Consider the following 22,996-nt stretch of genomic DNA (forward strand, 5'->3'; position numbering starts at 1 on the left):
TGCCACTCCTGCTCGTCAAGAAACGGCATTTCTCTTTGGCATTTTCAGCAAAAATGCGTTTCCATTATTGCGCTGCCTGCCCCATGGAGGCAGTCAGCATGGCTTGCACCCTTGAGCGCACGAAATGGATATGGCTGCGCAAACCGTATAACTCTTCAGCATAAGACAAGGGTATCGTAATGCGGTTGACTTTTTCTTCTATCTCATCGAGGTGGCGCAATTGTTTTTCTGCGACGCTCTGTTTGTCGGCAGCAGCGACTTCTTCTATCGCCTGCTCCACCAGCCGCAATTGCCCGTACCAGCGGTAAATGCGTGAGCGTATGCGCCAGACATACAAGGGCGGAATAATCTTCGACAGCGGCAAGAACAAGGCGCCGAGGGCGACGATGACGACCCACATGCGTTCTATGAAATTGGCAATCCAGAAGCTCAGGTAACGTTGCAACATGGGCGGGCCGTTTTTATAGAACTTCTCAGCCTCATGCGCTACCGGTATTTCGGTATATTTATCGGATGGGAATTCACCCTGGCGGCTGAACCAGTCGGCGCCGCTGTGTATCCTGTGCGCTGCCTGCAACAGCAAACCCATCAGGGCCGGGTGCAGGCTTTCATGGGCAACCAGGGTTGCTGTTGGTGCAATCAAATGATAATCATGGGCAGGGATATCCTTGCCTATGTCCACAATGCCACGCGGCAGCACGACATGTGACAAGAACGGAAAGCGCCTGGTGTAAGCTTCTGCCTGTACAAAATCAAACAGGCGTATGCCTGGCGTCTGCAATAACATTTGTACGAGTGGCGAATCACTGGCGGAACTGAAGATCAGTACATCGACCTTGTTATCCAGCAAGGCGACGGTGCCTGGCGTATCAGCCAGTTTTTGTATCGTCACGTCTTCTTCTGACATGCTGTTGACACTCAAAATCTGGCTGAACAGTTTGGCGACACCATTGCCATCAGGGCCGACATTGACTATCTTGCCCTTGAACTGGCTGATCGTGGTGAATTCTTTGGGACTGCGGTAAAACACCCAGATAGGTTCGTAAAACAGGCTGCCCAGTGAAATCAGGCCACGCTCATGGGCTTGCGCTTCATCGGTAGAACCGCTGCGCACAAAACCCACTTCGATTTCAGAATCGGGGTCACTAATACGGCTCAGGTTTTCTTCTGATCCCTGTGAAGATTGCTGGCGCAAGGTGATTTGATTTTTTTGCAGCTCTTGCGCATAGCGTTTGGCAAAGCGCTCATAAGAGCCATTTTCCTGTCCACTGGAAATATCAATCACACGCGGCGGAGCCGGGTCTACCAGCCAGTACCCAACACCACAGACTATCACCACCATCAGCGTGATCGGGCCAAATGCGACCAGCAAATCACGCAGATTGAAGAGAGTGAATTTGATTTTTTGCATTTTCATGCGGTTTTAGCAGGGGTAGGAATGTATTCCGCTTTCAACTGCTGCAAGCCCTCCAGCATTTTCTCATAGGCAACAGGCACCTGCTGCTCATCACCTTTGACCCCTAGTTCTATGTGCCTGCGTTCAGTTGCACTGCCGACACTGGGCAGGCTGAAGACCTTGATCAGTGGAAAATCTGCCTCCAGTTGTTCCATCAAAGGCGTTACGATGGATTCAGCAATTTCATACACCAGCACTGATTGCTCAAACTGGGCATGCTGATTGAACAAATGAGAAAAGTGGGTATCCAGCACCCACTCCAGCATGGGCCAGGCCATGACCGGGAAGCCGGGGACAAAAAAGTGATTGCGTATGGAAAAACCGGCGATCTTGTTGAAGGGATTGGGGATAATGTCCGCCCCCAGCGGGAACTCACCCATTTTCAAGCGATGTTGATGGTCAGGTGTCGTCAGGTCAGCGATTTCACCTTTTTCTTTGGCGATATCCATGATGCGCTCTTGTATCAGGAGTTTGGCTTCAGGATGCAGAACTATCGGTAAATCCAGCGCGGCTGCCGCGCATTGGCGTGTATGGTCATCTGGCGTTGCGCCTATGCCACCAGTAGAAAACACAATATCACCGCTGGCAAAACTGCGCTTCAAGGTCGTGGTGATGCGTTCACGGTTATCACCTATGTATTCTACCCAGTCCAGCTGCATGCCACGCGCCTTTAACAAGGCGATGACTTTGGACATGTGCTTGTCTTCGCGTTTACCAGATAAAATCTCATCACCAACGATAATCAGACCGATTGCCACAATTTCTCCTCTTTATATTACAGACTGGGCAGCGTTTGCTGAACTGATTGAGGCCGCGCGCTACGATGACGCTGCAAGGCCTCCAGGCAATAATGCTGGAACCACAAGCCAGTGAACACAAACACCAGTACATAAATCCAGATCGCCACACCCGCCAATACAGGCAAGAACAGGGTGGACATGACCCCGCCCAGCCATAATATGCCAGGCGCTGCGCCAAACAGGCCAGCAATAATGCCTATAGCCAGCAGTGACCAGCGATGCTCCTGCACCAGGCTGGCACGCTCGTCAGCATCTGCATGCAAGGCCAGTGCATCGTACACCATGACCCGGTAAGTCAACCAGCCCCATAAAAGAGGCTGTAGCACCAGGCCGACGAAGGGGATCAGGTTCAGGGGTAGTGTCACAAACCAGATGAGCGCAAAAATGCCAAAAGACGACAAGGAATGTCCCATGCTCCCAAGGAAGCTGCCGCCATTCTTTTGCTCCAGCTCAGGGTAATCACGCATGCCCACGTGTTTGCTGATGGCAGGCATGGCAAACACCGCTATGCACATCAATGAGGTAAATATCATCAATGGCAAAAGTACCCACATAGCCACCAACGGCACGACCACCATCTTCAGTGCGATCAAGCCGACCATGGACAGCACACTGCTGACTCGCGCAAAACCATCATGTTCGCCCAACCAGGCCTGGATAAAATCCATCATTGCTTGCAAGCCCCACCACATGGCAATGCCCCATAAAATGAGGGCGACCATAAAAGGCAAAAAAGTCAGCAGCAGCATACGGTAATGCAATTGTGCCGTCACTGCCCTGCCCCATGCCCGCATCACAGATGCGATATTCATGATTGTTTTTCCTTGTCAAATCCAAACATGCGCTTCAAACCCAGCCATTGCTGTGACCAGAATCCTTCGCCATAGTTGCGTGCGCTGCCTTCAGGTACGGCTAACTGGTCGCGGATACCGGTCAAAGCAAATTCTTTAGCGAACAGGGCGGTACCAAACAGGACATCCCAGATGGGAAACAAAACTGCAAAATTATGGCCACCCAGAGTTCCCTTGCCATGGGTTTCATGGCCTATGCCTATGGCATGGTGGGTGCGGTGATAGCGTGGTGACACCAGCAGGTATTCACCTATGCGGCCAAAGTGTATGCGTACATTTGCGTGTTGCAGGCTCTGCAGCATTTGCGATGCCATCACCAGCATCACGTATTGCCCAGGCTCCACGCCTATGACGATGGCGATCAGGCCCATGTAGATATCGCGTAAAAAATCATCGAGCAGATGATTACGGTTATCGCTCCACAAATTCATGTCACGCTGGCTATGGTGCAGGCTATGCAAGGCCCACCACCAGTTGAACTGATGTTCGGCACGGTGATACCAGTAATCAAAAAAATCCAGCACAAACAAATATACGAAGAACAGCAGGACTGGATACTGCAGCATGTCTGGCCAGATGTTTTCCAGATTGAAGGGATTAACACCCTGAAGATGCAGGATGGCAGTCAACTGATCCAGCAAGGGATCAAGTACAAAAAACACCAGGATGGAAAATGCCCCCAGCCTGTGCAAGGCGGTGTAGATGAAATCGTTCCAGCGCGCATAGCGGTTCTTGATTTCATGTACGGGGATCCATGACTCCAATGGACGCAGGATGATGAACAGCACGATCAATTGCAAGATGCCAAGGATAAACCATTCGACGCCTTCAAAGGAGTCTTCCACAAATTCACCCAACCCGAGATTGAACATCGCGGGCTGTACTATCGTTTCAAAAATCCAGGCTTGCAGATTTGTGAACAGATCTGAAATAGTCATTATTTTTTCTGCTGATTTAAATTTTGATAAGCGGGGTGTTCGCGTAGAGTAGCAAAACAAAAGGATTTTTGCTCAAGGCCGCGAATCAGCGGCTCCAGGTTTTCTGGTGCCCAGGCCTGCTTGCGTGACCATATGCCAAGATGGGCCATGAAAATATCCCCATCTCTGAGTTTATCGAGTGCGCGCCTCAGTAACATGGGGTTGCTGAATTTCTCGCTAGACAATTCATCGCCAGAAAATCCCGCAGGTGACCAGCCCACATGCATGTAGCCACATGCCTGCCCGGCTTTCAACAAGTTGGTGGTCAGCTTGCCGCCTGGTGCGCGCCATAAAGGATCAAGCTTTTTACCCGTCAGGGCAAAAAAACGCTGATCGACACGGCGCAATTCCTGGCAATACTCCTGTGCTGTCCATTGCAGGGTCTGCCCAGCTTGCGTGCCAAATTGCGGTTTTACCGAAATACGTCCGTTTGGCAAATCACCAAGCACATATACGTGGTCAAAGCTATGGGTACCAAAAGCATGACCTTCTTCTGCCAGTTTTTTCCAATAAGGTGACCAGCCCATGTCCAGCGAATAATCGCCCTGCACGGTTTTTTCATTTGCCAGGAAAAATGTCGCCTTGATCTGATGGCGACGCAGGGTAGCAGCAATCAGCTCTGCCTGCGATTGGCTGCCGGTATCAAAAGTCAGGTAGATGGTTCCTTTGCAATTGCCCGCTGCTGTCGCCGCGATGGGAGCAGAATCTACGGGCAAAGCCAGCATGACAAGCAAAACCGCAGCGGCCACATGTGCAGGCCGCAGCAGTTTACATATTGCCGGCACGATTGGCAAAGTACACGCCATGCGGAGAGCGGCCTACCGGGATCATCTTGATGACCTTGCGGCTGGCAATATCAATGACGGCCACTTTCTTGATCCAGCGCAGCGTTGCCCACAGGGTTTTGCCATCGTCGCTGACTTCCATGCAGTCCGGACCACCCGGGACCGGGATGGTTCCCACTATTTCCAGGGTCTGCTGGTCAAGGATATTAATTTCATTGGAAGTGCGGTTGGAGACAAAGGTATGGCGCTTGTCACCCAGGGCGCGGAAATTATGCGTACCCTCACCCGCCTTGATTTTTTTAACGGTTTTTTGTGTGCGCCAGTCGATGACTTCAATATAATTACTGCCCATGATGCCTACCAGCAAGTATTTATCATCGGGGGTCATGGATATACCTGCGGGCAACTTGCCTACCGGGATGGTCCATTTCAGTTTCTGGGTCGCCAGGTCGATCGCAGAAATCTGGTCACTGCCCTGCTGGGTAATAAAAACCGTGGTACTGGCTGCATCGAAAGCCATGTGACTAGGCAACTTAGCCAGCGGTACACGCTGTATCAGTTTCATTTCCTGACCATCAAACTTGTAAAAATCAACACGGTCGAGGCGCAGCGAATTTGAGATAAACCACTTTTGGTCTGGTGAAAACCCGATTTGATAAGGATCAGCGATATCCTTCATGCGACGCTGTATCTGGCCAGTCTTGGGATCAAGAAATACCAGTTCATTACCGACCGCATTTGCCACGATCAGGGATTTGTTGTCTGGGGTGGCCATCAAATGATGGGGTTCCTTGCCTACGGGAAAGGTGCTAATTTCTTTATAAGTGGCCTGATCAAGCAGGCTCACTGTGGCATCGCGCGAATTAAGCACCACGACCACATTGGCGTGCGCAGAAAATGCAGAGAATGCGGAAACTAAAGAAAATGCCAAAGACGACAACAAGATACGACTACGCATGAAAAAGACCGCAAAAAAATAAATCGAACTGGCATTTTACAGCGCATGACAATAAGGAAAGAGCTTTCCTTCAATTGTTTTTCAGATTTTTCACTTAATTTGTCCAAAATCAAGCATGCATCTATTGCTGTCAGAGCAAGAAAGCAGGTGTAAGTGACCAAAATCTTTTCTTTTGCTCTACAATTGCGCCAGCTTTTTTAAGATTAGCGACGACGATTCCAGCGATTTATTATTGGCTTCTTTGAAAACCACCGAAGAAAATTACCCAAGAGCAATGCGGGATAGCATGGCGAAAAATCAAAGAAGTACAAAATATCGTGCTCAGGCGCAGGCTTGAAATGCAAACTGAAATCCAGGTTTGAAATACAGCCCTGAAATGTTTACTTGAAAACTGCATATCTGGAACTAAATAACAGCAACAAATTAAAAGCGTTACAGAACGCGAAATAAAGGAAAAATAATGAGTACTATTACAACAGTAAGCGGTTTGCAATACGAAGATAAAGTCATCGGTGAAGGCGCAGAAGCAGAAGCAGGTAACCACGTGGATGTTCACTACACAGGCTGGTTGCAAAACCCGGACGGCAGCGCAGGCAAGAAGTTTGACTCCAGCAAAGACCGTGGTCAGCCGTTTTCTTTCCCATTAGGCGCTGGTCATGTGATCAAGGGCTGGGATGAAGGCGTACAGGGCATGAAAGTTGGCGGCACCCGCCTTTTGACCATCCCTTCCAGCCTGGGTTACGGCCCACGCGGCGCAGGTGGTGTTATCCCTGGCAATGCAACCTTGATATTTGAAGTGGAATTGCTGGGCGTTTAATCTCCGCCTGCAAAATCCCTTAAAGATCAGCATGCCTGATTTGAACAAGTCCGCGGCAACTGTCACGGGCTTGAATCATATTACGCTCTCGGTCACTGACCTGGGGCGCTCTTTCCATTTTTATGTGGATGTGCTGGGGCTGAAACCGGTCGCTCGCTGGAAAAGTGGTGCCTATCTGGAGGCAGGCAATGACTGGATTTGCCTCTCGCTGGACCAGGATTGTCGTACCGGCATTCTCCCTGAATATACCCACACTGCATTTTCTGTGAGCCTGGCGTCCTTTGCCATTTTTACGCAAATGGCAGATGCAGGCGAATTTACGCTGTGGAAAATCAATAAAAGCGAAGGTGATTCGCTTTATCTGCTTGACCCTGACGGACACAAGCTGGAATTGCATGTTGGTGATTTGCAATCAAGACTCGATAGTTTGAAAATCAAACCCTATGAAGAGCTGGTGCTGTTCTGAGGCCGCTCAAATAAGCAAAAATAAAGCAAAAATAAAGCAAAAGCCAGGTCTCAGCCTGGCTTTTGCTTATTTGCTACAAGCTTGGTGAATACAGCTTATTCTTTAATGAAATGCTGGCGATAGTATTTCAACTCTTCAATGGATTCCAGAATATCCGCCAGTGCCGTGTGCTTTTGATGCTTCTTGAAGCCGGATGCCAGTTCCGGCTTCCAACGGCGGCACAACTCTTTTAATGTCGATACATCCAGATTACGGTAGTGGAAGAAAGCTTCCAGCTTGGGCATGCCGCGCGCCATGAAGCGACGGTCCTGGCAAATGGTATTGCCGCACATTGGTGATTTACCTGCCGGCACAAAGGCTTTCAGGAAGGCGATCAGGGCAACTTCGGCATCAGCTTCCGTCACGGTAGAGGCTTTTACGCGCTCAATCAGGCCGGAACGGCCATGTGTACCCTTATTCCAGTTGTCCATCTTGTCCAGGGTTTCATCAGATTGATGAATTGCAAATACGGGGCCTTCTGCCAGTACATTCAATTGTGAATCCGTTACCACTACGGCCACCTCAATGATACGATCGGTATCTGGGTCCAGGCCTGTCATTTCCATATCCAGCCAGATCAGGTTCAACTCATTTGGTCGGGCAGGCGTGGCAGGATTTGCAGTGTTTGTTTGAATGTCGGTCGCTTGTGACATAATTCTTCCTTGGCTATTACTTATCGAATGTCACATTTTCCCATGATTTCATCCGTTTTTTCGGTTTTATTCGTTTTCTTCCTACTGTTGACGCTGATTGTTCAGTTCTGGCTGGCCTCACGCCATATCCGGCACATCCTGCGTAACCGTGCGGCTGTACCTGCACAATTCGCAGAAAAGATAAGTCTGGCCTCCCATCAAAAGGCGGCAGACTACACCATTGCCAAGACCAAACTGGGCATGGTCATGCTGCTGTTGAATGCAGCCGTGCTGATAGGCTTCACCCTGTTTGGCGGCTTGCAATGGCTGTCCGTGCATCTGGTGAAGCTCACTGGCCCCGGCATGTGGTATCAGATCAGCCTGTTGGTGGCATTTACCATCATCAGCAGCGTGATCGAATTCCCTTTCAGCTATTATTCGCAATTCGTGCTGGAAGAAAAATTTGGCTTCAACAAAATGACGCTGGGCCTGTTTTTCACTGACATGGTCAAGAATGCTCTGATAGGTGCAGTGCTGGGTCTGCCACTGATCTGGGTAATCCTGACTCTGATGGGAAAAGCAGGCAGCCTGTGGTGGCTGTATGCCTGGGCATTCTTCATAGGTTTCCAGATGTTGATCATGCTGATTTTCCCGGTCGTGATTGCCCCCTTGTTCAACAAGTTCTGGCCATTGGACAATGAAGAAGTGCGCGAACGCATAGAAAACCTCAGTAAACGCGTCAGCTTTGCGCTAAAAGGTATCTTTGTCATGGATGGATCAAAACGCTCTGGTCATGGCAACGCCTATTTCTCAGGCTTTGGTGGCGCCAAGCGCATCGTGTTTTATGACACCCTGCTGGAACGCCTCGCCCCAAATGAAATTGAAGCGGTGCTGGCACATGAATTAGGTCATTTCAAACTCAAGCATATCATCAAGCGCATGGCCGTCATGTTTGCTTTGTCGCTGGTTTTCATGGCGATGCTGGGTTTTTTTAAAGAACAAATCTGGTTCTACACTGGCCTGGGCGTTGACCCTATGCTACTGGCACAAAATGATGCGATGGCCATTATCTTGTTCATGCTGGTCTTGCCTGTGTTTACCTTCATGTTTTCACCGCTGAGCGCAATCACCTCGCGCAAACATGAATTTGAAGCCGATGCTTTTGCCGCCAAACACACGAATGCCAATGACCTTGTCACTGCGCTGGTCAAAATGTATGACGACAATTCCTCTACCCTGACGCCTGACCCTTTGCACTCAGCGTTTTATGACTCACACCCATCAGCGTCGGTGCGTATCAACCACCTGCTGGCAGCACAATAACGGAGACATCATGATCAAATTTACAGACTTGCTGGCGAAAAAATCCCAGCACACAGAAACCGGCCTGGATGACGCCAGTCTGCCAGCCTATTTTGCTGCTACTCCTGAGTGGACCCAGGATGGCCCGCGCATTGTCAGAACTTTCCAGTTCAAGAATTACTATGAAACCCTGGCCTTCATCAATGCAATTGCCTATGTGATACACGCAGAAGATCACCATCCTGAATTGGTCGTCACTTATAACCGCTGCGTCATCAAGTTTGATACGCATACCGTCAATGATGGCAAGGGCGGCATTTCAGAGAATGATTTCATCTGCGCCGCCAAGATAGACGCTATTTTTCAACAGAGTTTTTCCTGATGGCGCGTTCACAGGCTTTAGTCATTGCCGCCCATGGCCGCCATTACCTGGTACAGGCAGAAATTGACGGTGAGCAGATCAAACTCCATTGCGTCACCCGTGGCAAGAAAAGCGATGTCTCGGTTGGCGACATTGTTGAATATGCACTGACATCCAAAAACCAGGGCGTGATAGAAGCTATCACCACGCGCAAGACTTTGCTGTATCGCTCTGACCAGTACAAATCCAAGATGCTGGCAGCGAACCTGACGCAATTGCTGATTGTCGTTGCTACTGAACCCAGCTTTACCGATGACCTGGTATCACGCGCCCTGGTGGCGGCGGAATCGTCCGGCATCAAACCGCACCTGATCCTGAACAAGGTCGATGTCACTGCTTCCCTGCCCAAGGCAAGAGAGCGCGTTGGCCTGTATGCAAAGCTGGGCTACCCGGTACATGAAGTATCTGTCAGGACCGACCCGGAAGGTACCCGCCAGCTCATGCACAATCTGATGCAGGGCCAAAGCACTATCCTCATCGGCCAGTCTGGTATGGGCAAGTCTTCACTGATCAATTTGCTGATTCCCGATGCAGAAATCGCGACGCGCGAAATCTCGGCGGCGCTGGACACCGGAAAACACACGACCACCTTCACCCGCTTGTATCACATGGATGAGAACTCCTATGTGATCGACTCACCAGGTTTCCAGGAATTTGGCTTGCATCACCTCAGCGAAGGTATGCTGGAACGCGCCTTTCCTGAATTTTTGCCACATCTGGGCAAATGCAAATTCTATAATTGCCACCATCATACTGAGCCTGGCTGTGCAATTCTGGCAGCCGTTAAGGACGGGGAGATTTCTACCATGCGGCATGATATGTTTGAACAACTGGTGCATGAGTCCAAGCAAACCATAGGCTATTAAGGCAAATGAAATTTTTCAAATATGGACTGGCAAGCCTGCTGTCTTGCCTGGTTATGCAAACCTCTCATGCACAAGCACCTGTCGCTCCTTTGAGCCTGGAAGAAGTTTGCAAACAGACTTTATGTCGCAAACCAAACTTCAAACTGTATATTGATGCTACGCATCAATATGAAAATGAGCCTGAGACTCCGCTCCCTGTTCTGTTGGAAAATGAGTTTGTCACCGTTTATCCAGGTGAATCCATATTCATCGAAGCCAACATAGTCAATGGTACCGTCAAGCTGGAACAGGCAGTCAGCAGCAATAAACACCCGGAGCGTACGCTGGTATTCAAATTCGCGCAGATGAAAAAACAAAAAGACATGATGCTGGAAGTAGAAAACCCTTTTGCTGAAGACATCAAGTTCAAGATGGAATTTATGCGAATAGACTCCGGCAAACTTTTTGCGACATCAAGCTGCCCTGTACGTGGCAAACTGAAATTGTTTGAGCACTGGCCCTATCCCATATATCAATTACTGATTAGCCAGGCCAAAGTACTTACTGCATCTGACAAGAGGGTGTGCAATTGACTATGCAAGAGAACTCACCGGCAGACATCTGGCCACCAGCTGGTTGTCCGGAGTTGTGCTGGCCAGTACTGGACTCGGCATCCAGCCGTACAGACTGGTACCGAGCTGTCATCACCGCTTACGCGGCACTGTGGGAAGGGCATGTGAGCCAGGCCAAATTTGCCCCGGTCAGTGAATTTGAAGTGCTTGATCTGGAGCAGCGCTTGTCTTGCCAACTACCACCCGCGCTAAAAGCTTACCACCGTGAATTTGGTGCCTTGTCGCTGGCAGAAAAGTTATGCAGTATCAGCCCGGATAGTGACACCCCTATCCAGCCTTTACTGAAAGCATATCCGGGCATCGTTGATATGCTGGAACACGAAGATGAGCAAGTGCTGGAGCTGTTTGAAGACATGGTAGTCTTTGGTGACTACCTGGGTAACGGCAATATGTTTTGCTTTCTCCGTGACAGCGGTGAAGTCTTTTATTTTGACCACGATGATGGCAGCATACTCAACCCCTTCTTCACTTCAGTGGAAGAATACCTCGATGTGCTGATGATACGCTGCCTTGCAGAAATACATGAGGATGAAGAAGCAGGTCTTGACCTTCTTGCCCAGCGCCATGGGCATGAGCTGGTGAAGAAGTGGCTGTATTAAAGTGCCTGCTCCTGGCACGCATCTAAACTCCTCCCTTCAATGCATAAGTCTCCAGAACTCTCCAGGGATGATTGCCATTTTGCGCTATAAGACAAATGCTGGGAAAAACAAACTGCAATGGTGTGGACAGGCTGGCTGTAACTGAAGCCTTTGGGTTTCTGGGGTGGGCCAGAGTCAGGTGCGGGCGCTGTGACTTGATGTTTTTTGAGTCCAGCACAAGTTCACGCAGATGAAGAAATGCGTCCTCTCCGGCTATGCAATGCATGATCAGGCCGTGTTCATAGAATACTTCTGCGGGAGCAAAACTCAGGGATATGGCAGGCATGTGTATGTTTTGCAGCCTGCTCCTGATCGCAGGTAAATCCCTCAGTTCTTCTTCGCGGCATAAAGTTATGTGTGCCGGGATAAGACTGCTCTGCAAAGGATCGACTAGCCGCCGCACTTGTTTCAACGCTATAGCGGCTTGCACAGGTACAAACATGCTCAACTGCTGACGTGAATTTAGCATGGCTGAAATCACAGGCAAATCGGGATTATGACTTAAAAGTCTCCAGCCATTTTTTTTCTGATGCCGTCAACGTTTTTTGCAGCATGCGTTCTGGCACTTCCCAAACCACGACTTTAGGTGGTTGGGTTTTGAATTCTTTACTGTTCAGATAAGCGTAAGCTGCGCCATCAAAATCACCACCATCCTTGGCCAGATTAGCGACCGGAGCACCGAGATGCTGGCTCAGGAAAGGAACGAAATTCGCTGCGCGGCTGAACGATGTGCCAACCAATGCCACGGTTGGCAAGCCTGCATCACCAAACAAATCATCACTGGCGACTGCTACGGGGGCAACCTTGCTGACCTGGGTGACTTCTGTGGCAGGGCGCATCCATGCAGGCAAGCCTTCAAGATTGGAGACACGCATCAAGTCACCAGAACGCTCGGTCGTATTGCTTTGTATGGCTCTGGGGTCAGGTGCTACTGCCGGTCTCTCGACCAACTTCAAAGATTGCAGGCGATCTGCCAGGGTCGTCGCTGCGACGTTGGCACCGCGCTCGTTCCAGTGAGAATCACTGCGATAATAACGCTCGCCCGTCAAGGCTGACAGCGCCGGTGCAAAGTTCAGCACTTCGACTTTATTATTTGCCAGTGTGCTGACCCAGTCATTCAAACGATCGGCAAATCCTGCAGGGCGGTGCAAGCCGCACAGATGATCTTCTTCGATACGGGTTTTATCAGGTACTACGGCAACCACCAGTTTGATGCCGCGAATTTGCAGGTCAGTAGCAGTCTGGGTGATAATCCTGGCCCTGGCGGCGGCATTCTCTGCAGCATGTGCATAAGGTGTCAGTTCATCTGACAGGAACAACCAACCGTCGCAGCCACGACGTACAGAAGCACCGGTGTCACCAGCTATAGTCCACGTCACGCCACGCTCAATTTTTGCAAACGGTTTGCTTAACAGGAAGTGCTCATTCAACTGGGTTGAAAACTGCCGTGTTGCCTCACCATCCAGTAGTCGGCTAATCTTACCCATGCCCTCCCATTTTTCTTCTGGCACATCGCGTAACGACGTCTGGGTAACGGCAAAACCACCCAACATGATGACGCTAAAAGCAGCGACAGGGATAAAGCGTGTCCAGCCTGCTTTTTTGGGATCAAAACTAAAACACTCACTCATGATGATCTCCTAAAACTGGAAATACAGGAAGGGAATCGCTTTTTGCCCGGCCAGAACCACGACGGCGTAAGCAAAAGTCAGCACTGGCCAGGTCATGCTCCAGCCAGCAAAACCCAGGCCGCCCTGCTTACCTATTTTGGTAGCGGGATAGACAACGCAGATCAGGCCAAGCACAAAGGTCAGGAGAATGCTGGGGCGCAACGCCTGGGCAATCGCGTCGCCCATGGCAACACCATGCAAGCCAAACTGACCAGCCCAGATATCAGTGGCAGTGGCAAAACTCTCTGCACGGAACACTGTCCATGCCAGCATGACGACAAACAAGGTCAAGGTCCGCGACAAGTAATCAGGCATGGACAAACCACGCTGGGTAACCGCACGGTCGCAGCAAAGGGCCGTGCCCTGGATAATGCCCCAGATCAGGTAGTTCCAGTTCTCGCCGCCGTGCCAGAGGCCACCTATGGCCATGGTCAGCAAAAGATTGATGTAAGTGCGGGCTGGGCCACCACGATTACCACCCAGGCTGATGTACAGGTAATCACGCAGCCATGACGATAAAGTCATGTGCCAGCGCCGCCAGAAATCCTGTATCGATACGGCCAGGTAAGGATTATTGAAATTTTCCTGGAAGTCAAAACCCAGCATCAAGCCCAGACCTATGGCCATGGCGCTATAACCGGCAAAGTCAAAATACAGTTGCAGGGTATAGGCGGCACAAGCAGTCCAGGCATCGATCAAACTGGGATTATGCAAACCAAATCCCAGGGTGACGATGGGTGACAAAGTGTCGGCAATCAGGACCTTCATTGAGAAGCCAACCATGAAACGGCGCACACCGGCAGCAAACTTGTCGATGGAAAAAACACGTTCACGCAATTCGGTGTCGATGACCTTGTAGCGTACAATCGGGCCAGCGATCAAATGCGGGAACATGGCCATATAGGCACTGAAAGAAATGATGCTGTATTGCGCATCGACAGTTTTGCGGCGCACATCGACAATATAAGAAATCGCATGCAAGACCGTGAAGGACAAGCCTATCGGCAGCATCAGGTTTTCCCACGGTATGGTGGGCATGTCGCGGCCAGTCAGGATGGTATTGAGCGAATACACCAGCATATTGGTGTATTTGTACCACACCAGCGAAGACAGATTAAGGACGATGGCAATCACCATCAAACGGGTTTTGCGTTGTTCGTTCTGGCTTTTGTCTATCAGTATTGCTGCGCCCCATGCAAGCACCGTCAAAGCAATGATCAGCAATAAGAACTTGGGAGTCCACCATGCATAAAACAGCCAGCTGCCGACCAATAAAGTATGGTTACGAAAACGCTGGGGCGTGACGAGATAAAGCGCAAAAAATAAAGGGAGGAAGAGTGTAAGGAACTCCAAAGACGCAAATACCATAGCCAGAACCCGTATTCAGATCAGGACGTACTGTCGCGTACAAAGAAAGTCTGGCGCGCTTTTTTGCCAGGCATGAGAACCACGCTATAACGTTCACCTGGTTGTAGCTGACCCAGGTCCACAGTTTTGCCAGCATCCCTGGCATCGCATATCGCCTGAGTTTTCAGGCTGATGGGGTTAACCAGGCGACGCTGAAGACTGGCTGGTTTAACAGCTTCCAGTATTGCTGTATTTTTTTCTGCCACATTCAAACCGGCGGCACTGCAAGTGCTGTCCAGATTGAGCAAGGCAACAGAGGCTTTACTGGCATTGAAATCCGTAGGCGAGTCTTTGACTACCACTGTTGCTATGCCGGTGCCGCTACTGACAATGGCGATAGTGACAAATTCGCCTGGTTTGGCGACAACTTCCACCGCTGTTTTTGCGCTGCCGACTTGCACATTGGCAGCCAGTTTGGCACCTGCCTTGACTGGATAAAAACGGGAAACCCTGCCATCACCCTGAGCAGCCAAAGCCACTTTGGCTGCTCCATTGACCACACTGGCTTTATCTTCGCTCGCATTGAGGAACCTGACAAAGGATGAATCCTGGGCAGGCCCGGTTTCATACAAAGGGTTGTCAGCATGCGCTGCCAGAGTCAAGGCTGAAGTCAGGCAAGCAAAGATAAGCTTTTTCATGAGTGGTCAGAGTCCGTAATTATTTTTTAATGTTTTGCAAAACCGCAGGAGAAGAGATGGCATTGCCAATTGCAGCGCCCCAGGCTTTGTAACCAGCCAGATCAAAATGCTGGCCATCAGACGATGCCCATTCACCCGGTTTGGACATGGTCAGGGAATCAATATATGTACAGGGAGCGACGATCTCGGACAAATAACCTGACATTTCTTTTGCGCGGGCAAAGGTCTTGTTGAACTTGCCGCCTTCAGTACCCCATGCCGGGCCGACCCATACGCAGCCTACTGCATTGTTTTTGACACCTTTGGTCAGGCGCGACACTTGCTGCCAGATCCAGGTCTTGGGTAATTCAGGCGCAGCATACGAAGCCATGGTGTCGCCATTGACCACCACAACCAGATTAGGTTTGTAGGTTTTCACCAGTTCATTGAAAGGACGGGTCATGGCATCCTGACCAGTTTTTACTTCTACCGGACCATCCTTGAAGCGTGTAGCACCACCGCAAGGTGATTGACTCTTCACCATCCAGTCACCAGCTGCAACACCGCAGGCACCAAAGGAATACACCACAGCACCCTTGCTCATCAAGTCGTCATGCAATGTAGTAATCAGGTAGTCTGGAGTGGACATGTGACTATCGCCAATAATCAGGACGGTCAGTCCGGCTAGCAGTGCGCTCATATTTTGTTCACCTTACAAATTCATTTTAAAAATATTCGCTTTTTTGCATGTCATCTTTTAAACCGACACACTGGCGAATTCCAGTTTTGGATTTTGCATTTATTAACACTTGGTTGCATTTGCTTACAATTTACTGCGAATGTCGCCCAACCTCGGCGCTTATCACTCATATTTATGCAAATACAGCAATGAAATCTAGTTTAAACAAACCAATATGAAATTCCAGCTAGTTGACGAAAGTTCACAAATGCAATTTTCTCAGGGAAACTTTGAATAAATTGCAATATCCCGACAATTAAAAGTCCGGCACGTCCAAACTGACACAAATAATGCTAAGCTTAGGCTGGGCAATAATTAGAAGTCCGGCAGCTTCATTGGCAGGCAAATCCCAAGTAAAAAGGGTCAAACCTGCCTGCTCCCAGAATTTAATATGGGAAGCCCCGATTAATCCCTTATAATTAAGCAGTTATGACAAGCGGCGGCAAGCTTAACTTGCTGCCCGTTTTATTTATGGCTATCAAACATTTCCTGCAGTTTTCCGATTTCTCCCTGTCCGAGTTTGAATACGTGATGCAGCGTGCCCGCATTATCAAACAGCGCTTCAAGGCTTATCAGACCTATCACCCGTTACTGGATAGAACTCTGGTCATGGTGTTCGAAAAAAATTCCACCCGTACCCGATTGTCATTTGAAGCAGGCATGCATCAATTGGGCGGCGCTGCGATTTACCTCAATACCCGCGACAGCCAATTGGGCCGTGGCGAGCCGGTAGAAGACGCAGGCCAGGTCATGTCACGCATGTGTGACATCATCATGATTCGCACCTTTGAGCAGGAAATGATAGAGCGCTTTGCTGCAAACTCGCGCGTGCCCGTCATCAATGGCCTGACCAATCAGCATCACCCCTGCCAGGTACTGGCCGATGTATTTACTTATATAGAGCACCGTGGTTCCATCACGGGTAAAAAAGTGGCCTGGATAGGTGACGCCAACAATATGTTGTACTCCTGGTTGCAGGCAGCTCAGGTATTCAATTTCCATCTGCATATCTCCACGCCCAAGGGCTATGACATGGACATGTCTCAGGTGACGGCAGATAAATCGCAATACACGGTATTTGACAGCCCATCTGACGCCTGCGCAGGTGTTGATCTCGTCAATACTGATGTCTGGACGAGCATGGGTTACGAAGATGAAAACCAGGCTCGCCTGAAAGCCTTTGATGGCTGGATAGTCGATGAAGCCAAGATGGCACGCGCCCATCCTGACGCCCTGTTCATGCACTGCCTGCCCGCGCACCGTGGCGAAGAAGTATCTGCCGGTGTGATAGATGGCCCGCAATCAGTAGTTTGGGACGAAGCCGAAAACCGCCTGCACGTGCAAAAAGCCTTGCTCGAATATTTGGTAGTTGGTGAAATCCGCTGATGCGGTAAATTTTTGGAAAAGACCTCTCAGCACAGAGACACAGAGGAAAAACCAGAGAAAATCTTGTTGAAAGACGATTACTCTTTAATCAGTTAAACCTGTGCGTATGAATTGTTGTCTCTGCTAAATCGTATTTGTATTGGAAAGGCAAGATCAAATAAATCTCTACCATCGAAGTAAAGAGGCTGAAAATTATGATGTTTTTCCTCATACTTTTCTCTGTGATGTAGCAGTGCATTCGAATGGCATGCCATTCGAATGCGAAACGGAAGATTCCTACCAGAATCTTCTCCTTCCTCTTGCATCTGTGGTGATCTTTTCGGTCTTCCCTTATTATTTATTTTTGAAAGCACATCATGAGCGATACTAAAAAAGTCGTCCTTGCCTATTCAGGCGGTCTGGATACCTCAGTCATTTTGAAATGGCTGCAAGATAATTATCAGTGCGAAATCGTCACTTTCACTGCCGATCTGGGCCAGGGTGAAGAGCTGGAACCGGCACGCGCCAAAGCCATCAAGTTTGGTATCAAGCCTGAAAATATTTTTATCGATGATGTGCGCGAAGAATTCGTGCGCGACTTCGTTTTCCCTATGTTCCGCGCCAATACGGTATATGAAGGTGAATACCTGCTGGGTACCTCCATCGCCCGTCCATTGATCGCCAAACGCCTCATCGAAATCGCCAAAGAAACTGGTGCGGACACCATTTCCCACGGCGCGACTGGCAAGGGTAACGACCAGGTGCGTTTCGAGCTGGGCGCCTATGCGCTGATGCCAGGCATCAAGATCATTGCCCCGTGGCGCGAATGGGATTTGCTGTCCCGTGAAAAACTGATGAAATATGCTGAAGATGCAGGCATAGAAATCGACCAGAAGCATAAAAATGGTGGCGCGCCCTACTCCATGGATGCCAACCTGTTGCACATCAGCTTTGAAGGTCGCCACCTGGAAAACCCAAGTGCAGAAGCCGAAGAATCCATGTGGCGCTGGACTGTCAGCCCTGAAGCCGCACCAGACCAGCCAGAATACCTGGATGTAGAATTTGAGCGCGGTGACATCGTCGCCCTGAATGGTGTACGCATGTCGCCAGCAACCGTGCTGACAGAATTAAACCGCCTCGGTGGCAAGCACGGCATAGGCCGTCTGGACCTGGTTGAAAACCGTTATGTCGGCATGAAATCCCGCGGCTGCTATGAAACGCCGGGCGGCACCATCATGCTGCGTGCCCACCGCGCCATTGAATCCATCACCCTGGACCGTGAAGTCGCCCATCTGAAAGATGACCTGATGCCACGTTACGCCAGCCTGATTTATAACGGCTACTGGTGGGCACCAGAGCGCGTCGCGCTGCAAACCCTGATTGACCATACCCAACACACAGTCAATGGCTGGGTACGCCTGAAGCTGTACAAGGGCAATGTCATCACGGTATCGCGCGATTCCAAAACCGATTCACTGTTCGACATGAACATCGCAACCTTTGATGAAGATGGCGGCGCCTACAACCAGGCCGACGCTGGTGGCTTCATCAAACTGAATGCATTGCGCATGCGTATTGCAGCCAATGCCCGCGCAAAACGCGGTCAGTAATCACCAGAGTTTATTATCCCCAACGACCCGTCCATTGATTTGCGCGGGTCGTTTTTTCTTGGAATCTAAAAAATGTCTACCCAATTTGATCAAGTCAGCGTCGTTAAAAAAGCCAATCTGTATTTCGATGGCAAATGCGTATCCCACACGGTTTTGTTTGCCGATGGCAGCAAAAAAACCATAGGCGTCATCTTCCCGTCCAGCCTGGTGTTCAATACTGCTGCAGCCGAGATCATGGAACTGAATGCGGGCAAATGCCGCATCCGCCTTAAAGGCGAAACTGAATGGAATACCTACGAAGCTGGCCAGCAATTCAATGTACCGGCCAATTCAACTTTTGATATTGAAACTATTGAGACGCTGGATTACGTTTGCCATTTTATTTAAGCTAAGCTAGCAGGCATTGATATCTACAGCCTGCTTCTGTCAGTTACTCCTGGCAAGCTGCATCACCATTTAATTGATAGCACTGCCAGGCTAATTCCCGCAAACGCTGGCGTAGTGCCAGCGGCGCGATAACTTCCAGCTCCGGCCCTATTCCCAATAGCATTTGCGCCGCATGTTCTATGGTTTCTATGGGCAAATTGATGGTTTGCCAGGGCGCATCTGATTCTGGAGTAATTGAAGTATCACGCTGATTCTCTACCGCTTGCGCAGCAAAGACCCCCAGCTTGGCTATCCTGTCCAGGCCCGTAGCTGACACACGCAGATGTGCATTGTTTGATCTCAGTTCCGCTTCAAACCTTGCTGTCGCTTCATTCCAGAAATCTGGCAAGTCAAAGTCATCAGGTCTGTCAAAATTTTCATCCTGCACTTGCATGTCGGTGATATGCACAACTTTGAAGATGCGGATTTTTTTAGGGCTACTGGCACGGCTCTGGCTATTCGCCACCAAGTACCAGGCACCTGCCTTGAGAACCAGACCCAAGGGTTCCATTTGCCATTGACGCAAGCCAGACCAGCTTTCATAACTGGTCTGCAATTTCTGCTGCGCCAATACGGCGCGGGCAATGCGCGGTAACTCAATGGCGCTTTGTTCACTGCGGTACCAGTCATTGGTATCGAGGTGAAAACAATCAGCGATGCGGCGCGAGCCTTCGCGCAAACTGGGCGGCAATGATGCCATGAGCTTGCGGCTGGCACGCGTGGCAGCATTTCCCAAGCCCAGCGCAATCGCAGGCCCTGGCAGGCCTATCATGAACAGGGCTTCTGCTTCGTCATTTTCCAGGCCGGTAAACTGGCTGCGATAACCTACCATCAGCTGAAAACCGCCATGTGGTCCACGGTCACTTTGTACCGGTATGCCAGCGGCGCTAAGTTCATCGATATCACGATAGATCGTACGTACTGAGACTTCAAACTCTGCCGCCAGTGCTTCGGCAGCCACTCTGCCGCGCAATTGCAGCAAGATCAGGATGGAAAGCAAACGACTGGCACGCATAATTGATAACCCTTGAATAATTCCTGACATTCTTTGTCATGAATTGCAGCCTATCATGGCTACGCTTTTCAGAACAAGCTCAATTCACAAGCTCAATCAAGGAGATACGCCATGAGCGCAACAAGCCACGATCCGCAAAGAAGAATCTTGCTGCAAACCGCAGCAGGTATCGCAGTCAGTCAATTAGCTGCCAATGAAGCGGCAGCCGCAACAGAAAGCAAAAAACCTATGGACAAGAAACAGCACAATGGCAAGCCGGGAGAGTTTGATTTTCTCAGCGGCTCATGGAAGATCGGTCACAGGCGTTTGAAAAACCGTGCTACCAAAGAATGGGATGTATTTGAAGGCGAAGCCACTTGCTGGAGCATACTGGGCGGTGTCGTCAGCGTTGAAGAACTGCGTATACCGGCACGTAACTTCAGCGGGATGGGCTTGCGCATGCTGGATGTTAAAAACAAACAATGGTCAGACTTTTGGGTAAATGGGCGCGCAGGCGTGCTTACGCCGCCCGGTGTCATCGGCGGTTTTGAGAATGGTGTCGGCTTATTTGTTTCAGACGAAGAAGAGGAAGGCAAACCCATTAAAGTGCGCGGCATCTGGGACAATATCTCGGCCACGACTTGCCGCTGGCAACAGGCAGCCTCCCGCGATGGTGGAAAAACCTGGGAAGACAACTGGATCATGGATTGGGTGCGCATGAGCTAAGCCCAGGATTCAACCAGCTAGCGAATGGCTTGCTAACAGCTATCTATATGCAGCGGGGTGGCGGGCGGCAATGCTCACCCCGCCGCGCTCATGCCCTTTAAAGCATCAATGAATTTTTTCCAGAGCTGAATCCAGCACCTCAGGATTGAAACCACGAATCTGACGGTTACCGACCAAAATCATGGGCACCATTTCGCCCTTCAGTTGCTTGAAATCTTGTCTGGCTTTTTCAGATTCGTTAATGTCCATTTTCAAGAAAGCGATATTTTTTGCTTTCAGGTATTCCTGAGTCTTGGCGCAATATGGGCAAGTTGCCGTTGCATACAGCACAACTTTCGTTTTGGCGTCAGGGAAATAAGTGCTGTAGTCACCCTCGATATAAGCGGGAGTCAGCCAGCGTGGGACGTTCGCCGCAGCCAGCCCTACAGCCAAACCGGCAGCAAGTATCAAAATATAAGAGGCTATTGATTTCATTCTCTGTTTTAGCATTTTTCCATCTTTCATCGATTGGTCAACTACTTTGCAGCATGAGTGTCACTAACAAGTTTTAATGAGGAGTTTCAATAACAAGCAAACAAATATGAGCTGAAATACTGGCTGAAATGCAGGCCAGATTTCATCGCAAATAGTAGTGAACGATATTCCGCCCAAGCAAACATTGTCAATATAAATATTAAATAAGTATATTCAATAAATACATATTGACTTGATGACATCGTTTAAATAATATCAATGGATTGAGATTACTCTCAATACCACGGCATTTGACTTTCAAACAACCTTAGGAGTCAGTAATGAGCAAAATGAAAAAAGCATTGTTTACATTTTTTGTTGGCGTTGGTATTTCTTTCGGTTTCGCAGGCAGTGCATCTGCCCTGATCCCATGTGAGGCTTGCATTGCCTGGTATGAGGAATGCCAGAATGGCAACCAAGATTCTTGTACCCTGTTCCATAAACCGATCTATCGCTGTGCCTGGTGCGTAGTTTAAGATCAGCTCTGATCAAGGTACAAAAATAATCAAGCAGCCTGGTGCTTGCGACGGTGCGCAAGCCAGGCTGCTCTGCAAGATTTTCAATCTCCCGCAAGTCTGCAGTCCGCACATCCAATAGGCTTGGCACTATTGACATTCGTCATTACAGCGACAGCAAACAGTGCATCTGTATGATCGCTTTTAAAATTGCCTTTGACAGGCAAGGGTATCAATGCAATTACTGGGAATAGCCTGCCACCAATCAAATTGCCCCTGGCAGTAACGGTACTAACCAGCCTCTAAGATTTTCCTGGCCTGGTAAGCCTCAATTTGCGGCAATAATACTGCTCTTCGCTCAAGACTGGCTGCGGACCAATATAAGTCTCTGTCATAGTATTGAGCCATCACAGGCACCCCTCCGGCCAGATTGACCCAGGGCTGTTTTGATTCAGTATAAATATGAATGTCTGGAGGCAAATAATCTGGCTGATCCAGTGTCCCTACCCTTACGAAACGCAGTAGCGGGCCGGCACCAGCATAATTACTCCAGATAGCGACGCGGCATGTCGGGCAACGGGCAAATAGCTGGCCCTTGCCGCTTGCTGATGGCGTATCCACCATTTCTGGCTCGCCCCCAAGATTTTGTATGCGGTCAGCTTCTATCACTGCGTTCAGGGCAAAGGCAGTACCACTTTCGCGCTGGCACCAGCGGCAATGGCAGCAATGCACGATCAGTGGTGCAGTAAGCATGCGATAGCGCAGTTGACCGCAATCACAAGCGCCTTCGAGTGGATAAATCGATGCAACTGTCATCTTGAGTATCCTTTGTGTCGTCTGCCTTTGCCTGATCAG

The 22,996-nt window shown here is 49.7% G+C and carries 27 protein-coding genes; 12 read left to right on the forward strand and 15 right to left on the reverse strand.

Annotated features, from left to right (window positions below):
• Nucleotides 1-64 precede the first annotated feature (64 nt).
• From AC07OI_RS22040 to AC07OI_RS22065, 6 genes are read right to left on the reverse strand one after another with little or no spacing between them, the layout of a single operon-like run.
• Nucleotides 65-1,417 (reverse strand): TAXI family TRAP transporter solute-binding subunit, encoded by a 1,353-nt coding sequence (locus AC07OI_RS22040; RefSeq protein ID WP_492708084.1) that lies wholly within the window; start codon nucleotides 1,415-1,417, stop codon nucleotides 65-67.
• Nucleotides 1,414-2,214 carry a competence/damage-inducible protein A gene (locus AC07OI_RS22045; RefSeq protein WP_495258710.1) on the reverse strand — a complete coding sequence of 267 codons (801 nt, stop codon included), beginning with the start codon at nucleotides 2,212-2,214 and terminating at the stop codon, nucleotides 1,414-1,416. Before AC07OI_RS22045 ends, AC07OI_RS22040 begins: the two co-directional genes overlap by 4 nt.
• A gap of 17 nt (nucleotides 2,215-2,231) precedes the next feature.
• The gene (locus AC07OI_RS22050; RefSeq protein ID WP_495258711.1) at nucleotides 2,232-3,068 is read right to left on the reverse strand and encodes an EI24 domain-containing protein; all 837 of its coding nucleotides are present in this window, start codon (nucleotides 3,066-3,068) and stop codon (nucleotides 2,232-2,234) included.
• Entirely contained in the window at nucleotides 3,065-4,045 is a 981-nt protein-coding gene (locus tag AC07OI_RS22055; protein ID WP_492708089.1) for a sterol desaturase family protein, read from the reverse strand. Before AC07OI_RS22055 ends, AC07OI_RS22050 begins: the two co-directional genes overlap by 4 nt.
• Entirely contained in the window at nucleotides 4,045-4,809 is a 765-nt protein-coding gene (locus tag AC07OI_RS22060; RefSeq protein WP_495258811.1) for a polysaccharide deacetylase family protein, read from the reverse strand. Before AC07OI_RS22060 ends, AC07OI_RS22055 begins: the two co-directional genes overlap by 1 nt.
• A gap of 43 nt (nucleotides 4,810-4,852) precedes the next feature.
• Nucleotides 4,853-5,827 (reverse strand): YVTN family beta-propeller repeat protein, encoded by a 975-nt coding sequence (locus AC07OI_RS22065; protein ID WP_492708091.1) that lies wholly within the window; start codon nucleotides 5,825-5,827, stop codon nucleotides 4,853-4,855.
• Between the two features lie 460 nt (nucleotides 5,828-6,287).
• Here AC07OI_RS22065 and AC07OI_RS22070 point away from each other — a divergent pair, with 460 nt between their 5' ends.
• Both AC07OI_RS22070 and AC07OI_RS22075 read left to right on the forward strand, forming a co-directional pair.
• Nucleotides 6,288-6,644 carry an FKBP-type peptidyl-prolyl cis-trans isomerase gene (locus tag AC07OI_RS22070; protein ID WP_422951232.1) on the forward strand — a complete coding sequence of 119 codons (357 nt, stop codon included), beginning with the start codon at nucleotides 6,288-6,290 and terminating at the stop codon, nucleotides 6,642-6,644.
• A 31-nt stretch (nucleotides 6,645-6,675) separates the two neighbouring features.
• Complete coding sequence (locus AC07OI_RS22075; protein WP_495258712.1) at nucleotides 6,676-7,110, forward strand: VOC family protein; 435 nt, start codon at nucleotides 6,676-6,678, stop codon at nucleotides 7,108-7,110.
• A 95-nt stretch (nucleotides 7,111-7,205) separates the two neighbouring features.
• On the opposite strand, the gene orn is transcribed toward AC07OI_RS22075, so the two are convergent.
• The gene (gene orn, locus AC07OI_RS22080) at nucleotides 7,206-7,802 is read right to left on the reverse strand and encodes an oligoribonuclease (RefSeq protein ID WP_492708095.1); all 597 of its coding nucleotides are present in this window, start codon (nucleotides 7,800-7,802) and stop codon (nucleotides 7,206-7,208) included.
• Nucleotides 7,803-7,844: 42 nt separating this feature from the next.
• Between orn and AC07OI_RS22085 the strand changes: the two genes are divergently transcribed.
• From AC07OI_RS22085 to AC07OI_RS22105, 5 genes are read left to right on the forward strand one after another with little or no spacing between them, the layout of a single operon-like run.
• Nucleotides 7,845-9,104: a M48 family metallopeptidase gene (locus AC07OI_RS22085; RefSeq protein WP_495258713.1), complete on the forward strand. Its 1,260-nt coding sequence runs from the start codon at nucleotides 7,845-7,847 to the stop codon at nucleotides 9,102-9,104.
• A 10-nt stretch (nucleotides 9,105-9,114) separates the two neighbouring features.
• A complete protein-coding gene (locus tag AC07OI_RS22090; RefSeq protein ID WP_495258714.1) occupies nucleotides 9,115-9,465 on the forward strand; it encodes a 4a-hydroxytetrahydrobiopterin dehydratase in 351 nt (116 codons plus the stop codon).
• Complete coding sequence (gene rsgA, locus AC07OI_RS22095) at nucleotides 9,465-10,370, forward strand: ribosome small subunit-dependent GTPase A (RefSeq protein ID WP_495258715.1); 906 nt, start codon at nucleotides 9,465-9,467, stop codon at nucleotides 10,368-10,370. The genes AC07OI_RS22090 and rsgA overlap by 1 nt, the downstream gene beginning before the upstream one ends.
• Before the next feature lie 5 nt (nucleotides 10,371-10,375).
• The gene (locus AC07OI_RS22100) at nucleotides 10,376-10,942 is read left to right on the forward strand and encodes a hypothetical protein (RefSeq protein WP_495258716.1); all 567 of its coding nucleotides are present in this window, start codon (nucleotides 10,376-10,378) and stop codon (nucleotides 10,940-10,942) included.
• 2 nt (nucleotides 10,943-10,944) lie between these two features.
• Nucleotides 10,945-11,580, forward strand: a complete 636-nt coding sequence (locus AC07OI_RS22105) for an SMI1/KNR4 family protein (RefSeq protein WP_495258717.1) — start codon at nucleotides 10,945-10,947, stop codon at nucleotides 11,578-11,580.
• Between the two features lie 22 nt (nucleotides 11,581-11,602).
• On the opposite strand, the gene AC07OI_RS22110 is transcribed toward AC07OI_RS22105, so the two are convergent.
• The 5 genes from AC07OI_RS22110 to AC07OI_RS22130 are packed head-to-tail and all read right to left on the reverse strand — an operon-like array spanning nucleotide 11,603 to nucleotide 16,013.
• Complete coding sequence (locus AC07OI_RS22110) at nucleotides 11,603-12,088, reverse strand: 2'-5' RNA ligase family protein (protein WP_495258718.1); 486 nt, start codon at nucleotides 12,086-12,088, stop codon at nucleotides 11,603-11,605.
• 25 nt (nucleotides 12,089-12,113) lie between these two features.
• On the reverse strand, nucleotides 12,114-13,250 hold the full coding sequence (locus AC07OI_RS22115) for an alginate O-acetyltransferase AlgX-related protein (protein WP_495258719.1): 1,137 nt from the start codon (nucleotides 13,248-13,250) through the stop codon (nucleotides 12,114-12,116).
• Nucleotides 13,251-13,259: 9 nt separating this feature from the next.
• Nucleotides 13,260-14,642 carry an MBOAT family O-acyltransferase gene (locus AC07OI_RS22120; protein WP_495258720.1) on the reverse strand — a complete coding sequence of 461 codons (1,383 nt, stop codon included), beginning with the start codon at nucleotides 14,640-14,642 and terminating at the stop codon, nucleotides 13,260-13,262.
• 35 nt (nucleotides 14,643-14,677) lie between these two features.
• Nucleotides 14,678-15,334 carry an alginate O-acetyltransferase AlgF gene (locus AC07OI_RS22125; protein ID WP_495258721.1) on the reverse strand — a complete coding sequence of 219 codons (657 nt, stop codon included), beginning with the start codon at nucleotides 15,332-15,334 and terminating at the stop codon, nucleotides 14,678-14,680.
• 19 nt (nucleotides 15,335-15,353) lie between these two features.
• Nucleotides 15,354-16,013, reverse strand: coding sequence for an SGNH/GDSL hydrolase family protein (locus AC07OI_RS22130; RefSeq protein WP_492708107.1), 660 nt, complete (start codon nucleotides 16,011-16,013; stop codon nucleotides 15,354-15,356).
• A gap of 510 nt (nucleotides 16,014-16,523) precedes the next feature.
• Between AC07OI_RS22130 and argF the strand changes: the two genes are divergently transcribed.
• The 3 genes from argF (at nucleotide 16,524) to ppnP (ending at nucleotide 19,414) form a co-directional block, all read left to right on the forward strand.
• On the forward strand, nucleotides 16,524-17,438 hold the full coding sequence (gene argF / locus AC07OI_RS22135; protein WP_492708109.1) for an ornithine carbamoyltransferase: 915 nt from the start codon (nucleotides 16,524-16,526) through the stop codon (nucleotides 17,436-17,438).
• Nucleotides 17,439-17,794: 356 nt separating this feature from the next.
• Nucleotides 17,795-19,027 carry an argininosuccinate synthase gene (locus AC07OI_RS22140; RefSeq protein ID WP_110257440.1) on the forward strand — a complete coding sequence of 411 codons (1,233 nt, stop codon included), beginning with the start codon at nucleotides 17,795-17,797 and terminating at the stop codon, nucleotides 19,025-19,027.
• A gap of 72 nt (nucleotides 19,028-19,099) precedes the next feature.
• The gene (gene ppnP / locus AC07OI_RS22145; protein WP_110257441.1) at nucleotides 19,100-19,414 is read left to right on the forward strand and encodes a pyrimidine/purine nucleoside phosphorylase; all 315 of its coding nucleotides are present in this window, start codon (nucleotides 19,100-19,102) and stop codon (nucleotides 19,412-19,414) included.
• A gap of 43 nt (nucleotides 19,415-19,457) precedes the next feature.
• On the opposite strand, the gene AC07OI_RS22150 is transcribed toward ppnP, so the two are convergent.
• Nucleotides 19,458-20,468: a helix-turn-helix transcriptional regulator gene (locus AC07OI_RS22150; RefSeq protein WP_495258722.1), complete on the reverse strand. Its 1,011-nt coding sequence runs from the start codon at nucleotides 20,466-20,468 to the stop codon at nucleotides 19,458-19,460.
• 111 nt (nucleotides 20,469-20,579) lie between these two features.
• Between AC07OI_RS22150 and AC07OI_RS22155 the strand changes: the two genes are divergently transcribed.
• Entirely contained in the window at nucleotides 20,580-21,173 is a 594-nt protein-coding gene (locus AC07OI_RS22155; protein WP_495258723.1) for a hypothetical protein, read from the forward strand.
• A gap of 105 nt (nucleotides 21,174-21,278) precedes the next feature.
• On the opposite strand, the gene AC07OI_RS22160 is transcribed toward AC07OI_RS22155, so the two are convergent.
• Nucleotides 21,279-21,647 (reverse strand): glutaredoxin family protein, encoded by a 369-nt coding sequence (locus AC07OI_RS22160; RefSeq protein WP_495258724.1) that lies wholly within the window; start codon nucleotides 21,645-21,647, stop codon nucleotides 21,279-21,281.
• A 320-nt stretch (nucleotides 21,648-21,967) separates the two neighbouring features.
• Between AC07OI_RS22160 and AC07OI_RS22165 the strand changes: the two genes are divergently transcribed.
• A complete protein-coding gene (locus AC07OI_RS22165; protein ID WP_492708118.1) occupies nucleotides 21,968-22,162 on the forward strand; it encodes a hypothetical protein in 195 nt (64 codons plus the stop codon).
• Between the two features lie 270 nt (nucleotides 22,163-22,432).
• On the opposite strand, the gene AC07OI_RS22170 is transcribed toward AC07OI_RS22165, so the two are convergent.
• Nucleotides 22,433-22,957, reverse strand: coding sequence for a GFA family protein (locus AC07OI_RS22170; protein WP_495258725.1), 525 nt, complete (start codon nucleotides 22,955-22,957; stop codon nucleotides 22,433-22,435).
• Nucleotides 22,958-22,996 lie beyond the last annotated feature (39 nt).

This window comes from Undibacterium sp. GW821-FHT07F11, assembly GCF_059418665.1.